The 14,361-nt window shown below is 40.3% G+C and carries 13 protein-coding genes; 9 read left to right on the forward strand and 4 right to left on the reverse strand.

Annotated elements, in window-relative coordinates; translation table 11 throughout:
* Positions 1-650: 650 nt before the first annotated feature.
* Positions 651-3,401 carry a phosphoenolpyruvate carboxylase gene (ppc, locus tag ACFSBH_RS05740; protein ID WP_251513408.1) on the reverse strand — a complete coding sequence of 917 codons (2,751 nt, stop codon included), beginning with the start codon at positions 3,399-3,401 and terminating at the stop codon, positions 651-653.
* 222 nt (positions 3,402-3,623) lie between these two features.
* Positions 3,624-4,370, reverse strand: coding sequence for a MerR family transcriptional regulator (locus ACFSBH_RS05745; protein ID WP_251513410.1), 747 nt, complete (start codon positions 4,368-4,370; stop codon positions 3,624-3,626).
* Between the two features lie 159 nt (positions 4,371-4,529).
* On the opposite strand from ACFSBH_RS05745, the gene ACFSBH_RS05750 reads away from it, so the two are divergent.
* From ACFSBH_RS05750 to ACFSBH_RS05760, 3 genes are all read left to right on the forward strand, one after another.
* Entirely contained in the window at positions 4,530-5,072 is a 543-nt protein-coding gene (locus ACFSBH_RS05750) for a hypothetical protein (protein WP_379596572.1), read from the forward strand.
* 182 nt (positions 5,073-5,254) lie between these two features.
* The gene (locus ACFSBH_RS05755) at positions 5,255-6,013 is read left to right on the forward strand and encodes a polyphosphate polymerase domain-containing protein (protein ID WP_251513412.1); all 759 of its coding nucleotides are present in this window, start codon (positions 5,255-5,257) and stop codon (positions 6,011-6,013) included.
* A gap of 1 nt (position 6,014) precedes the next feature.
* On the forward strand, positions 6,015-6,695 hold the full coding sequence (locus tag ACFSBH_RS05760; RefSeq protein ID WP_251513415.1) for a DUF4956 domain-containing protein: 681 nt from the start codon (positions 6,015-6,017) through the stop codon (positions 6,693-6,695).
* A 38-nt stretch (positions 6,696-6,733) separates the two neighbouring features.
* On the opposite strand, the gene ACFSBH_RS05765 is transcribed toward ACFSBH_RS05760, so the two are convergent.
* Positions 6,734-7,561, reverse strand: a complete 828-nt coding sequence (locus tag ACFSBH_RS05765; protein WP_251513417.1) for a squalene/phytoene synthase family protein — start codon at positions 7,559-7,561, stop codon at positions 6,734-6,736.
* 185 nt (positions 7,562-7,746) lie between these two features.
* Between ACFSBH_RS05765 and ACFSBH_RS05770 the strand changes: the two genes are divergently transcribed.
* The 3 genes from ACFSBH_RS05770 to ACFSBH_RS05780 all read left to right on the forward strand — a co-directional run bounded on the left by ACFSBH_RS05770 (position 7,747) and on the right by ACFSBH_RS05780 (position 10,712).
* Positions 7,747-8,910 carry an MFS transporter gene (locus ACFSBH_RS05770; protein ID WP_251513419.1) on the forward strand — a complete coding sequence of 388 codons (1,164 nt, stop codon included), beginning with the start codon at positions 7,747-7,749 and terminating at the stop codon, positions 8,908-8,910.
* A gap of 85 nt (positions 8,911-8,995) precedes the next feature.
* Positions 8,996-10,165 (forward strand): AI-2E family transporter, encoded by a 1,170-nt coding sequence (locus ACFSBH_RS05775; protein WP_251513422.1) that lies wholly within the window; start codon positions 8,996-8,998, stop codon positions 10,163-10,165.
* A 13-nt stretch (positions 10,166-10,178) separates the two neighbouring features.
* Positions 10,179-10,712, forward strand: coding sequence for a methylated-DNA--[protein]-cysteine S-methyltransferase (locus ACFSBH_RS05780; protein WP_251513424.1), 534 nt, complete (start codon positions 10,179-10,181; stop codon positions 10,710-10,712).
* A gap of 49 nt (positions 10,713-10,761) precedes the next feature.
* On the opposite strand, the gene ACFSBH_RS05785 is transcribed toward ACFSBH_RS05780, so the two are convergent.
* Complete coding sequence (locus ACFSBH_RS05785) at positions 10,762-10,914, reverse strand: hypothetical protein (RefSeq protein ID WP_251513427.1); 153 nt, start codon at positions 10,912-10,914, stop codon at positions 10,762-10,764.
* Positions 10,915-11,109: 195 nt separating this feature from the next.
* On the opposite strand from ACFSBH_RS05785, the gene ACFSBH_RS05790 reads away from it, so the two are divergent.
* Genes ACFSBH_RS05790 through thrB form a run of 3 tightly spaced genes read left to right on the forward strand, consistent with a single transcriptional unit; the run spans position 11,110 to position 14,352 of the window.
* Positions 11,110-12,411 (forward strand): homoserine dehydrogenase, encoded by a 1,302-nt coding sequence (locus ACFSBH_RS05790; protein WP_251513430.1) that lies wholly within the window; start codon positions 11,110-11,112, stop codon positions 12,409-12,411.
* Positions 12,408-13,472, forward strand: a complete 1,065-nt coding sequence (thrC, locus tag ACFSBH_RS05795) for a threonine synthase (RefSeq protein WP_251513433.1) — start codon at positions 12,408-12,410, stop codon at positions 13,470-13,472. Before ACFSBH_RS05790 ends, thrC begins: the two co-directional genes overlap by 4 nt.
* A complete protein-coding gene (gene thrB, locus ACFSBH_RS05800) occupies positions 13,465-14,352 on the forward strand; it encodes a homoserine kinase (RefSeq protein WP_251513435.1) in 888 nt (295 codons plus the stop codon). Before thrC ends, thrB begins: the two co-directional genes overlap by 8 nt.
* Positions 14,353-14,361: the final 9 nt, after the last annotated feature.

Below are 14,361 nucleotides of genomic sequence, written 5' to 3' on the forward strand. Positions count from 1 at the left end.
CTACACGAAATTGTAACACGGATAAACCGATTCTAAGCATTTGCCGGTGGGGCCCCGACCCCTTCCAGCAAATACTAAGAATCGGGCACTACAGTCAATGGCAAGTAGCAAAGCTGTGGCTGCTCTCACACTATGGTTTCAAATAATATTACTACTGGTCGAAAATATGCTTTTACACAGAATTATGGACTTGACTGCACTCGTAGCACGTTAGAGCCTCTCACGTTCGATTAGGAAGAGTGTTTTATGCACTCGTAGCACGCTAGAACCTCTCACGTTTGATTAGGTAAGTTTTTTATGTGCTCGTAGCACGTGAGAACCTCTCACGTTCGATTAGGGAAGGTGTTTTATGCACTCGTAGAACGTTAGAGCCTCTCACGTCCGATTAGGAAAGGTATTTTATGCACTCGTAGCACGCAAGAAGCTCTCACGTTTGATTAGGTAAGTTTTTTATGTGCTCGTAACACGTTAGAACCTCTCATGTCCGATTAGGAAAGGTGTTTTATGTACTTGCAGCACGTAAGAACCTCTCGCGTACGATTAGACTGTAATTTTAGCAACATACAGCACTTAAGAAGCCCTCACGTTCGATTTAGAAGGTAATTCTATATACAGAAAAAAAGAGCGAAACGAGTTCGCTCTTTTTATAATCAGCCTGTATTAACTAAGCCTGCTGCAACTCCATTGATTGTCAGCAATACATCAATCTCCAATTCTACTGAAGGGTTTGTTGTATCTCTTAGTTTTTTAATCAAGTCCACTTGCATGATATTGAGTGGATCAACATATGGATTCCGCAAATGAATAGATTCGCGGATATTCGGTGAATGGCTAAGTAATGCTTCATTGCCTGTAATCTGCAATAATGCCGCTTTTGTTCGTTTATATTCGTCGAGAATATTATTAAAGATCCTCTCTGCTATTTCTGGATCTTCCACCAAGTCCAAGTATTCTTTTGCACTTCCCATATCTGCTGTCAATAGTGCCTTTTGCAGGTTATTAATTGTTGCATGGAAGAATGACCACTCGTTATACATAGTCTGCAAGATTTCCACATTACGATCGTCCTGCTCGATGAATGCTTGTAATCCTGTACCTGCCGCATACCATGCCGGCAGCAAGTGTCTCGACTGTGTCCAAGCAAACACCCATGGAATTGCACGTAGGTTCTCAAAACGCTTGCTGTTCTTTCTGCTCATTGGACGAGAACCGATGTTTAACGCATCCAATTCTGTTAAAGGAGTTGCCTCGTTGAAATACGTCAGAAAGTCTGGGTCTCCGAAAACGAGTGACTGGTATTTTTCCAATGATTTCTCGGACATGACTTCCATTGCTCTTTCCCATTCTTCTTTCCGCAACTGCATTCGGTCAGGAGCACTGGCGACTCGGGCACTTGATTCAAATAATGCGGAAGCAGCCTGCTCCAAGTTTCGATAGGCGATATCTTCTAATAAATATCGGGACGAAAGCACTTCTCCCTGCTCCGTAATTTTCACACCATCTCCAAGTGTCTCTACTGGTTGCGAAAGAATACTTGTGTGCAATGAACCGCCTCCACGTCCCAAGGATCCCCCTCTTCCATGGAAGTATTTCAATCGAATATTATATTCCCTCGCCATCCGATGAATATCTTTCTGCGCTTTGAATAGCTCCCAGTTTGCACTCAATGTACCGCCATCTTTACTTCCATCGGAATAGCCAAGCATGATTTCTTGGTGATCATTACGTGCCCGCAGCTGGTTACGATAAATATCTGTTTCAAATAATGTCTTCATAATTTCAGGACCTGCTTTTAAATCGTCAATCGTTTCGAGCAGCGGTGCAACATTCAGATCACTTTCAACTGATCCATCTTGATTAATCCGGTATAGTCCTGTCTCTTTAGCAAGAACAAGGACTTCCAACAAATCACTCGGAGCTTCTGTCATACTGATGATATAAACTTCGATGGCTCGTTTTCCAAACTCCTCATGTGCTCGCTTAATCAACCGGAAAACGCTCAACATTTCTTGAGTCGCTTCGGTATATCGATCATCTGTAAGCAATAATGGTCTTGGATTTGCCAGAATGTCGAATAATAATTTTTGTTTTTCAGATTCTGGAAGAGCTGAATAATCATCTGCGAGATGCACCGTTTTCAAAATCTCAGTGATCGCTGCTTCATGTTCCCCACTATGATTTCTTATATCAAGTGTTGCCAGGTGGAAACCGAATAGCTCCACTTGTCGGATTAATTTTCGAATCGATTTAAGCTTTTTATTTTCCGGTAAGTTTTTCTCTGCATTTGTTTGAATTTCTTTCAAATCAGCAGCCAATTCTTCTGCATACTGATAACCATGGGATGATTTTCCCTTTTCACGCAAACGTTTCAAGATCACTGCAAATTTCCGTCTGTATATTTCAGATTTTATGCGCCACTTTTCCGAATCTTTTAAGTAAAGTTCTTCCTCTTTTTCCACCTTATCTATTAATTCTTGATTAATAGATTGACGTTCAGTAGATTGGCTAAACCTTTTCATCAATTCAATAAGGGAAGCTTCATACTTTTTCAAGATTAGCTTTTGCTGCATTTCTAATGTTGTCCACGTGATTTCTGGTGTGACATTCGGATTCCCATCCCTGTCACCTCCAATCCAAGATCCAAAACGGATGAAGTTCGGCACTTGCCATTCCTTTTCCGAGATTTGTTCTTGAAGTTGCATTTCCAATTCCCAGAAAACATCAGGCAATGTATCGAATAAGACTTGATTAAAGTAATAAAGTCCGTTTTTCACTTCATCCAATACCTCAGGTTTTCTATGTCTGAGTTCATCGGTATGCCATAATGTGATCACTTCATTGAACAAGCTATCCTTTACCGCTGCCCTCTCTCTTTTCGTTATTAGTGGATTATCCAATTTACGAAGGTTCTCTGATATCCGCTTCTGCGTTTCCAGAACAGTTCGTTTCGTTGCTTCTGTCGGGTGCGCTGTCATAATCAGCTCAATGGATAAATCATTTAATACATTCTGGATTTCTTCATCATTAAGTGAATAACTTTTCACTTTACGGACCGTTTGTTCCAGTGAGAACGGCTGACTTGTACCTTCTTCCAGCAAGTATTGGCGCCTGCGTCGGATACGGTGATTTTGTTCAGCGACATTCACTAAATGAAAATAAATAGAAAAAGCACGGATCACTTGTTTTCTCATTGGTGGCTTTAAGCTGCTGATTTCTTCTTTAAGTTTGTTGTATGTCACTCTATCAAACTCAGTTCGAATACTTTTCGTCATTTTCCGAATGGTTTCGACCTTATCAAGTAACTCTTTACCGCCATGGAGGACAAGTATCTCACCTAAGATGTTTCCAAGCATGTTGACATCCTGTTGCAATGAAGTTTTATAAGTTGTTTGTACAGTCATTATGTCAGCCTCCTTAAGTTTATTTCTCTGTATCATATCATCTTTCCTAAAAATTAATAAAGTATTTTGTGCAAATATCTTGATTTTACCAAAATTTCCATACAGTAAAAGTACCAATTAAGAGTTATTCATCATAAAAAATGGACCCTAGTCGGATTGATTTCCGTACAAGAGTCCAATGAAGCAATAATAGAATTTTAATAAACTACCTGGCAGAATTGTTTATTCCTCTTCGCCTAAACGATCTGCATAAATAGCCATGGCATCGCGCATAAACACTGCCAGCCCTTCCCCAAATTGGTCAATATTCTTGGTGAACCGTTCATCGTAAACATACATCTCGCCGAGTCCCTTAAACGCTTCTTTAGAATAATTTCCAAAAGCGTTAAGAAAAACAAACCAATCATGAATCCTCGCTTGGGCAATGTCTGAATCTGGAGCTTCATGACGGATTTCAGCTAATTTACGATATATATCATTGAATTTATCCTGAAACTCTTTTAATTCCTCGGTAGATTTGCTCTTTAGCTTTTCGTTGGCATCATCTAGAGCTTTGTCTCCCCAACGCTGCCTCGCTTCCTCTTCGTATGGGTTATTGCTAAAATCAAAGCCGGAAAACTTCTCTTTATCCGACATATCCATCTCTCCTTTCATGGTTAATAATGTCTTATCAATCGTACTGATCAGTTGATCAATCTGATCTTTCTTATTCAACAACCTGCTTCGATGCATCTTTAAAGCCTCTTCCTTATCGAAGGTCGGAGCATGGATGATTTCTTTTATCTTTTTCAATGGAAAGCCAAGTTCTCGAAAAAATAGGATTTGCTGAAGCAACTCAAGATTCTCCTTCGAATAAATCCGATAACCAGCTTCCGTTGTTTTCTCAGGCGTGAGTAAACCAATTTCGTCGTAATGGTGGAGTGTGCGCACACTGATTCCGACTAGATCAGCAACTTCTTTTATTTTCATCCAAAACCCTCCTTCCATCTCAATATAAACTATGACGTAACGTTAGAGTCAACACTAATTTTACATCTCAGCTATAGCCCATTCTTGGGCAATTTAATCCCACCTAGACGTTTTCACCATATATTGGAGAGAAAAGAAGTTTAGGAGGCTAGAAAAGTGATGAATCATTATCCACATAATCCATATGAAAACTATGAATCATATAACCCTTATGATTACCAGGATGAGGAGGAAAGACTATTTAATTTCCCTGGTTTAGGTCAATTCTTTGGAGGAGGACAACAACAAGGACCACCTCCATTTGGACCACCAGGATTCCCCGGTGGTCCCGGAGGATTCCCAGGCGGAGGGGGATTTCCTGGAGGAGGCGGATTTCCTGGAGGACCTGGCGGACCGGGAGGGTTCCCTGGAGGACCAGGTGGGCCTGGAGGATTCCCTGGACAACAGCAAGGGGGACCACCAACTTCTCCACCACCAAGCTTTACACCACAGGAAAGGCAATTCCAAACCTTTGCAATTGATCCAGGCGGAATCCGCCGTTGTTTATTCCGTTTCACTTATATTTGGCTAAGAAGAGATCAATTCTGGTTCTATCCAGTCTTCGTCGGAAGAAACTCCATCGCTGGCTACCGCTGGAGAGGTAATCGCTGGGTATACTTCGGAATCGACCTTAACCAAATCCAGTCATTCCAGTGCTTTTAAAGAACATCGACAAACAAAGGTGTATTTAGGTACAAAGCCTAGATACACCTTTTTTACATAACTTTAATCTCGGATTTACATTAAATTAATATTTCTTCATTGATTTCTAATCAATTTCTCATCTTTCTCACATGGAGGTCTTACTCCGGCCGGCTAATATTAGTTTGCAAGGAGGATGAGTCATGGCTATTGAGATTTTTAGAAGAAAAGAACAAAAATATTTAATCACCATGAATCAATACGAATCATTAATTGAAAAAATTTATCCATTTATGAGACCGGATAAATTTGGTGAAGACGGTAAATACACCGTTACTAGTCTATATTTTGAAAGCACGGATAAAAAAATCTACTATGAAACAAAAAACAAACTAATGTATCGGCAAAAACTCAGATTGCGAGTATATAACGATGCAAATTTAGACAGCACAGCATTTTTTGAAGTAAAACAAAAACATAAAAAAGTAGTGAACAAACGCAGAATGCTGCTGCCATTGTCGGAAGCATACCGCTATATCCATGCATTGGATGAGGACTTGAACAATATCGAGACCTCTAACCAGCAAGTTTTACGTGAAATTGATTATTTCAAGAAGCTCTATAATTTAAAGCCCGAAATGGTCGTCAGTTACGATCGACATGCCCTTCACCATCGGGAGGACGCGAACTTAAGAATGACATTTGATTTTAACTTGCGATGCAGAAACCATGATTTACAGTTGGAAAACGGATCATACGGTGAACTGTTCATTGATCCAAATTTAGTCGTTCTTGAGGTGAAAGTGGACGATAGTGTTCCGTTATGGCTCGCACGTATCCTGCAAGAATTGAACTGTGAACAGCGGAGTGCCTCAAAGTTTTGCACGAGCATGGAGTTACTCTATGACATGCACCCGCCAGTTGGAACAAATAAAGAATTAGTAAGTATAGGAGGATTTTAAAATGGAAGCAATTCAACAATTTTTTTCAGTGAATGGGGAGGAATCTACCTTAATGCTAAGTTTAGCGGCAATGACACTCTCTACGGTGTTGAGTATAATTATTACTTTGGTCTACCAGCTCACCTTCACAGGAGAACGGTACTCACAAAACTTTGTACATACGATTATCATCATGAGTGTAGTGGTCTCGGTCATTATGAATGTAGTCAGTGGTAATGCTGGAGTGGCATTTGGTTTATTTGCGGTGTTCTCACTTATTCGATTCCGTAGTGCTGTAACGGATGCTAAAGATATTGCGTATATATTCTTCGGTCTTTCTGTTGGTATGACATGCGGTTTGTATGAGTTTACATTAGCAATCATCTTGACGTTTTTTGCTAGTATCCTATTTTATGTTCTATACAAAGTCAACTATGGAAAAGGTAAAGATACACAAATCCTTAAAGTGACTGTGCCTGAAAATTTAAATCATGAAAATCTGCTCGATGATGTGTTCGACGAATTCACACTCTCCCATCAATTGCGTCAAGTGGAGACTACGAACCTTGGAACAATGATACTATACACTTATGCGATTCGGACAAAAATTGAAACAAAAGACAAGGTACTGCTCGATCGTATCCGGGAAAAGAATGCGAATTTGAAAGTTTCTTTATCCTATCTGCAATCGGAAGCAAAATAAATATAAAAGCTGCCTATCCAATTTGACAGGCAGCTTTGTTATGCTTTCTCATCTATAATCTCATTAACCGTTGCTTCTACTTCTGCACGAGTCATTTTTTCATGCCCTTCATCCATCGCCTTGAGTGTCTTTTTCGCTAAGGCTAAAGGAATCTTACAGAATAAAACAATATTTCTTGTTTTAAGATCCTTCATATACTCGTCTGCTTTGGCTAAATTTCCCCAAGCATATTCAAACATATCGGCACGTGTCCAACCATCTGGCAAAAAGCCTACTCCCCGCTCCGCGTCCTCATCTTGATTACGGAGCATGTTGACAGCTTGTAATCCACGTCCATAGCCTACCGCCAAGTCGTAGTCAGTTTCTGTGCCATCATACCATCTCCAAATATCGGATAACATGACACCAACAAGACCTGCTACATAGTACGTATACTCATCCAGTTCTTCTTTCGTTCGGACATCAAAGTCTTTCTCAACCCATTTCGCCATTCCATCAGCCATTTCGCTTGTTGACTCCAACACTTTATCGCGAATGTCTTCTGGACAAAATTCAATCCAATCTGCAAGGCGGTGAGTCACTTCAGGGAGCTCATCATATGGTTTTGTCAATGCTTCATATGCTTCCCGATCAAATCCTGTCTTGGACTGTAAAAGTTTACTCGTATCCCGCAACAGTTGTGTTTTAATCTCTTTAGCCAACGTTTCATGATCTTCAATTTCATCAATTGCCCGCATACATAAATAAGCTGCACCCACTGTTTTTTGCAGCTTCGGTTTCAACAGTTTAATCGGTATGTAAAATGTTCTGCTTGTCAGCTTTAACATATGCATTGCTTCTTTTTGCAAGTTTGCTTTTGCGCTCAACACTAAGTCCTCCCTTTGCACATTGAGGTAGTTCAATTATAACAAAACAACTGAGTTTTTTCCTCTTTGTGCTCATTTCCCTAGTTTTCCCAACTTACTTAGCCTATCTGGCATGCTTGTTCTTGTGATTTTAAGCCATACCACGTAAGATGGTAATTGTACTCATAATAGAAAGGTGTCACACCATGAATAAACGTGTATATTTTCTAATGACCGTCTCTTTTGTTGTCGGAATGGTTGAACTGCTTATTGGAGGAATATTAGACCTCATTGCTGAAGATTTGAATGTCAGCCTCGGACTAGCCGGCATGTTGATCACTGTCTTTTCCCTTACATTTGGGATAGCCGCTCCGGTCCTGCTCGTCCTTACTGCTAAAATGGAAAGGAAACGTTTGACATTAATTTCCTTATCCGTCTTTCTGGTCGGTAATATTATCGCGGCTATAAGCCCGGTTTATAGTGTGCTATTTGTGGGAAGAATCATCTCTGCAATCAGCGGCTCCATTTTAATCATTCTTTGTATCGTTTTAGCAGCCAATATTGTCGAACCAAAATATCGTGGTCGGGCAATTGGCGTTGTAAGTATGGGAGTAAGTGCCTCCCTCGTATTAGGCGTACCGATTGGCCTAAGCTTAGGAAACCTCTTCGGTTGGAGAGCCCCCTTTATATTGATTGTGATTCTAACTGTCATCAGTATGCTCGGTGTTCACTTCTTTATGGAACGTGTACCTCCAAGACCTGTAAGTTCCATTAAATCACAAGTCCAGTCACTCAAAAACAACAAAATTCTATTTGCGCATTTGACCATCTTTATGATGATGTCGGGACATGCTGTATTGTATGCATATTTAACTCCATTTAGTCAAACGACTATGGGGCTGGAAGAGCATATGATCAGTATCGTTTATCTCATTTTCGGGATAGCCGCAGTTTGTGGGGGAGCATTTGGTGGTACCATGTCAGATAAATTTGGCAGTACCCGCATTATCCCAATTTTCATCATTATCTATGCAGCGATGATTTTTGCAACATCCTATAGTACTGCTTATCTGCCGTTATTCATGATTGTTCTAGCATTATGGGGGTTGATGAGCTGGTCAGTTACTCCAGCCATGCAAACTTACCTGATGGCTATTGATCCAGAAACAGCAGATATGCAGATCAGCATCAGCAATTCTGCTTTACACTTCGGCATCGCTTTCGGTTCCTTTATAGGCGGGGTAACGATAGACCGGTCTGGAGTTGAAATCAACCCCTTTATCGGCGGGTTATTTGTTGTAATCGCCCTCGCTACGATGTCCATATCTTTGATGCAGAAAGAGAAACAAAAAGAAATTAACAGCTACTAGATGTTAACTATTGTAATTGTTTTTTGTTCATATCTTACCTTATACTGTAAGTAAAATAGAAAACTATAGGAAAAAGGGGTTACGTATGAATCAGACAAGTCGATTTATTAAATTTCTTGGTGGAAAAAATCTATTTTTTCTATTTGCATTACTGTCTTTAATTGGTATCACCATTTTTATCTACGACCGTGTATCATTTGTGTTTTATCCGGTTATCGTCATTGTTTCAACGATAACTCCACCGATAATTCTGGCGTTCATTGCTTTTTATTTGTTAAATCCAGTCGTAAATCTTTTAGAAAAGATCCGGATCAAACGAATTTGGGGAATCATCATTCTCATCCTTGCCATTGCCGGGATATTAACGGGTGTTGTTCTTCTTACAGCACCGTTGATTGAAACTCAAATCCAAGATTTAATTAAAAACTTCCCTAACTACTTAGCTCAGCTTGGAGCTGGTATTACCGAATGGGTTCAAAACTCCTTTCTCGCTCCTTATTACGAGGAGGGATATAATTGGATTGTCGATAATTTCAGTGATTTGCCTGGAATCATTGGCGGCTACTTATTAAATGCATTTGAAAGTGTGCAAAATATCGCATCTACAGTTACGAATATCGTGGTAGCCATCGTAACATTTCCTATTATTCTCTTTTTCCTATTAAAGGACGGTACAAGATTTAAAGAATACTTCCTTACTCTTTTACCACCTGCATTTCGTAAAGATGCAAATCAAATTCTGGATAATATGGATACGCAAGTCGGTTCTTATATCCAAGGACAGATTATTGTTGCGTCATGTATTGGGCTCCTCCTATATATCGGATATTTAATTATCGGGATGCCATATGCGTTGACTCTAGCGATTATCGCCGCAGTCACTTCCGTTGTACCATACCTCGGACCAATGATAGCCATTCTGCCGGCGATCATCATTTCTATTGTAGATTCGCCGATCATGCTACTCAAATTGGCAATTGTTTGGATGGCTGTGCAATTCCTTGAGGGTAACTTTGTTTCACCAAATGTCATGGGACGCACAATGCAGGTTCATCCACTCACGATTATCATTGTCTTACTTGTAGCAGGAAATCTATTTGGTATCATCGGAGTAATTTTAGGTATTCCTGGTTATGCGATTTTGAAAGTGCTGGTGCAATATTTATTCTATAAGTTTAAACAAAGGTACAATAAATATTTTGGTGAATCCCATGGTTTTTATCCAGCCGTTGAAGATGAAACAGAAAACAAATAGGAGTTGTTTTGATATGGGAAACGGAAGAATTGTCTATTATGACAGTTTTGAGCGGGATGATAAAAGGATGATTTTAGCTGCTACGGAAAAGGGCTTATGCTGGGCCGGCGGATTCAATGAAGACGAACAGCAGATGCAATCTTGGCTGCTAAAGCAGGAACCGCATCGCACATTTCAAAAAGATGAACAAAAACTTCGGATATATATAGAAGCTATGGAAAGATACTTTTCAGGAGATCTCCGTACGTTCGACATCCCTCTTGACCTCAGAGGGACACCCTTTCAACTTGCGGTATGGAAAGTTTTACAGCATATACCTTACGGTGAAACAAGAACCTACTCGGACATCGCCAATGACATCGGTAATCCGCAAAGCGTTAGAGCTGTTGGAACAGCAATTGGAAGAAATCCAGTGCTCATCGCTATTCCATGCCATCGAGTCATCCAGAAGAATGGTGCGCTTGGAGGCTTCCGGGCAGGTCTTTCATTAAAAGAATTTCTTCTCCAATTGGAGAGTGAAAAATCCCAAACCAAAATTCCCCTTTAATACAACAAACGAAAGCAGGTTCCCATACCGAGGTTGGGCCTGCTTTTTTTCAAAAATATTTTTTCCTGAATAAGAGGACTACACCCAACCCTAACATTAAACCAAGAAACCCAAATAATTCTACCCGATCAAATAACATGCCGATGAGCAAACCAAGAATTAATAAAATGAAAAAAATGCTGCCGATAATCTCATTTCGCATAAAACTCCCCCTTTACCGTACGGGCTACTATATGATATTAATAGAAATTTAAATATGTTATTCATTTTTAAAAAAAGTAAGCGCTTAACATAATAATACTAGTCATTAGGATATTGATATCATTTGCTTTTCATGTTTAAATTGATTAAATATATAAAATAATACTGCAATACTCTGCAGTGATGAGGTGATGAGATGGTAAAAAAAGTATCAATCGGTTTATTAGGCCTAGGAGTAGTCGGATCAGGTGTGGTCCATATCATTAATAACCACCAAGAGAAGCTAAAACACCAACTTGGAGTACCAATCGAAGTAAAACGCGTTCTCGTCCGTAACTTGGAAAAAGCCCGCGAAGTGGATGTAAATCCTGCTTTGTTAACTTCAAATCCTGATGATGTATTGAATGATCCTGACATTAATGTTGTCATCGAAGTAATGGGTGGAGTGGATATTACTAAGGAATATATTTTACAAGCATTCTCCGCAGGGAAACATGTGGTTTCTGCAAATAAAGATTTAGTCGCGTTACATGGACCTGAACTTCATGCAGCAGCTGAAAAGAATAAATGCGACTTTTACTATGAAGCTAGTGTTGCAGGAGGTATTCCTATTTTAAGAGGGATTACGGACGGCTTAGCCTCTGATCGTATTGAAAGAGTCATGGGAATTGTCAATGGAACGACAAATTACATATTAACAAAGATGGCAGAAGAAGGTACAAGTTATGGGGATGCTTTAAAACAGGCACAGGAATTAGGCTTTGCAGAAGCTGATCCGACTGCGGATGTGGAAGGATTGGATGCGGCACGGAAAATGGCAATCCTGGGACGTCTCGCTTTTTCTACTCCGGTTGACCTTAAAGATGTTACTGTTACTGGAATCTCTCAAGTTTCTACCGAGGATATTAAAAATGGCAGTGAACTCGGCTATACGATGAAACTCATTGGATATGCCGATTTTGAAGATGGGCAATTGGAGGTTCATGTCATGCCGACATTTTTATCCAATGATCACCCGCTAGCTTCCGTAAAAAATGAATACAATGCGGTATATGTATATGGTAAAGCCGTCGGTGAAACTATGTTCTATGGACCAGGAGCAGGGAGTCTCCCAACGGCTACAGCTATCGTTTCCGACTTGGTAAATGTCGTTAAAAATATCCGTCTTGGAGTAACCGGCGAACAGGTTGTCAAAAACTATCATAACAAAGCTTTAAAAACACCGAGTGAACGTTTTTCGCAATATTACTTACGCTTAAACGTAAAAGATGAGGCTGGAGTTTTCTCGCAATTATCTAAAATTTTCCATGAGCAAGAAATTAGTTTAAAACGGATTATCCAGCGACCTAATAAAAAGGAAAAATCAGCAGAGATTATTGTCATCACACATCAGACATCAGAAGAAAACTTTACAAAATTACTAGATAAGGTTCAGAATTTACCTGTCTTAAAGGAAATTTCGAGTTATTATCGCGTTGAAGGAGATGGAGTCGAATGACTTGGCAAGGATTGCTCAAACAATACAGTGACTATTTACCAGTCACAGAGAACACACCTAATATTTCATTAAACGAGGGAAATACACCTCTCCTTCATTTCCCAACTTTGTCTAAGGAGTTAGGAATTGAATTGTATGGAAAGATTGAAGGAGCGAATCCAACTGGTTCCTTTAAAGATCGCGGAATGGTTATGGCTGTAGCAAAAGCAAAAGAAGCAGGCAGCAGGTCCGTGATTTGCGCATCTACTGGTAATACATCAGCAGCTGCTGCAGCTTATGCAGCTCGTGCAGGGATGCGTGCAATCATTGTTATTCCTAAGGGTAAAGTGGCACTCGGAAAATTAGCTCAAGCCGTTATATATGGTGCAGAAATCATTGAAATTGATGGAAATTTTGATGAGGCATTAAGTATGGTTCGGGAAATCAGTGAAACAACACCGGTTACCCTTGTAAACTCAGTAAACCCTTACCGTATAGAAGGTCAAAAAACAGCTGCTTTTGAAATTTGCGATGCTTTAGGAAGTGCACCTGATATTCTAGCTATTCCAGTCGGTAACGCCGGAAATATCAGTGCCTATTGGAAAGGCTTTAAAGAGTACAATGAAGAAAAACAAACAGGCCTGCCGAAAATGTTTGGTTTTGAGGCTGAAGGCGCTGCGGCTATTACAAAGGATGAAATCATTACACAACCAGAAACAATTGCAACAGCAATTCGGATTGGTAACCCAGCTAGTTGGGCACTGGCTACAGCAGCCCGCGATGAGTCCAATGGGATGATAACATCTGTTAGTGACGAAGAGATTTTATCTGCGTTCAAACATCTCCCTAAGTCAGAGGGTGTTTTCGCAGAACCAGGTTCCAACGCTTCCATTGCTGGCGTTATTCAACAATGTAAAGCAGGGAATATTCCACAAGGAAGTAAGGTCGTTGCGGTTCTGACCGGCAACGGATTGAAGGACCCGCAAACCGTCCAGGATAATCAAGAGATTGAGACTGTTTCCCTGCCTAATGATGCAACAGCAATTAAAAACTATATCGAAGAGTTGACTAACAATGACTAGTTTTATGATTCGTGTCCCAGCCAGTTCCGCCAATATTGGACCTGGTTTTGACTCTCTAGGTTTGGCGGTCAATTTATACTTGACATTGGAAGTTACGAAGCAGGACAAATGGGAGTTTATCTCCCCAAGTTTTGCTCCTGGTACTCCCTTTGAAGAGCATTTCATATACAAAATTGCGAAACAAGTGGCTGATCAGCATGGGAAAACCCTCTCCCCCTGTCTCGTTAAGGAAACAACAAGTGTACCACTTGCCAGGGGGCTGGGCAGCAGTGCGGCTGCGATTATTGCTGGAATAGAAATTGCCGACCAATTAGGAGAGTTAAAATTAACATCTGAAGAGAAATTAGGATACGCTACAGCAATAGAAGGCCATCCAGATAATGTCGCCCCTGCTTTGCTAGGAGGACTTATCGTTTCGACTTATGTAGATAATGAAGTGGATTGGTTAAAAATCTCGGATTTAGATTTGGAACTTGTCGCTTATATTCCGAAAGTTGAGTTGAAAACAGAGGCTGCAAGGAATGTCTTGCCTGAACAATACCTTAACCATGATGCAGCCCTGGCAAGTGGAATCAGCAATTTAACCATCGCAGCACTTTTACAAGGCAATTATGGACTAGCCGGTAAGATGATGGAAAAGGATCTATTCCATGAACCATATAGAAAATCTCTTATTCCAAATTATGATTTGATTAAACGTCAGGCAAAAGAACATGGTGCATATGGGTCGGTTATCAGCGGAGCCGGACCAACGATGGTATCGTTCGTCCCCAATGGAAAAAGTGAACATCTAGTCCAGCAGTTCAAAGATGTTTTACCAGATTATCAAGTAATCCCTTTAAAGATGGACGCTGACGGATTAAAGGTTGAGCAGATATAGTTCATTCGG

Origin of the sequence: Oceanobacillus luteolus, assembly GCF_042678205.1 — a bacterium.
GTDB lineage: Bacteria > Bacillota > Bacilli > Bacillales > Amphibacillaceae > Oceanobacillus > Oceanobacillus luteolus.

Coding starts and splice junctions, on each gene's coding strand:
- ACFSBH_RS05760 (WP_251513415.1), top strand. CDS start 6,015: ATGGAAGCAATTCAACAATTTTTTTCAGTGAATGGGGAGGAATCTACC.
- ACFSBH_RS05755 (WP_251513412.1), top strand. CDS start 5,255: ATGGCTATTGAGATTTTTAGAAGAAAAGAACAAAAATATTTAATCACC.
- ACFSBH_RS05780 (WP_251513424.1), top strand. CDS start 10,179: ATGGGAAACGGAAGAATTGTCTATTATGACAGTTTTGAGCGGGATGAT.
- thrC (WP_251513433.1), top strand. CDS start 12,408: ATGACTTGGCAAGGATTGCTCAAACAATACAGTGACTATTTACCAGTC.
- ACFSBH_RS05775 (WP_251513422.1), top strand. CDS start 8,996: ATGAATCAGACAAGTCGATTTATTAAATTTCTTGGTGGAAAAAATCTA.
- thrB (WP_251513435.1), top strand. CDS start 13,465: ATGACTAGTTTTATGATTCGTGTCCCAGCCAGTTCCGCCAATATTGGA.
- ACFSBH_RS05770 (WP_251513419.1), top strand. CDS start 7,747: ATGAATAAACGTGTATATTTTCTAATGACCGTCTCTTTTGTTGTCGGA.
- ACFSBH_RS05750 (WP_379596572.1), top strand. CDS start 4,530: ATGAATCATTATCCACATAATCCATATGAAAACTATGAATCATATAAC.
- ppc (WP_251513408.1), bottom strand. CDS start 3,401: ATGACTGTACAAACAACTTATAAAACTTCATTGCAACAGGATGTCAAC.
- ACFSBH_RS05790 (WP_251513430.1), top strand. CDS start 11,110: ATGGTAAAAAAAGTATCAATCGGTTTATTAGGCCTAGGAGTAGTCGGA.
- ACFSBH_RS05785 (WP_251513427.1), bottom strand. CDS start 10,914: ATGCGAAATGAGATTATCGGCAGCATTTTTTTCATTTTATTAATTCTT.
- ACFSBH_RS05745 (WP_251513410.1), bottom strand. CDS start 4,370: ATGAAAATAAAAGAAGTTGCTGATCTAGTCGGAATCAGTGTGCGCACA.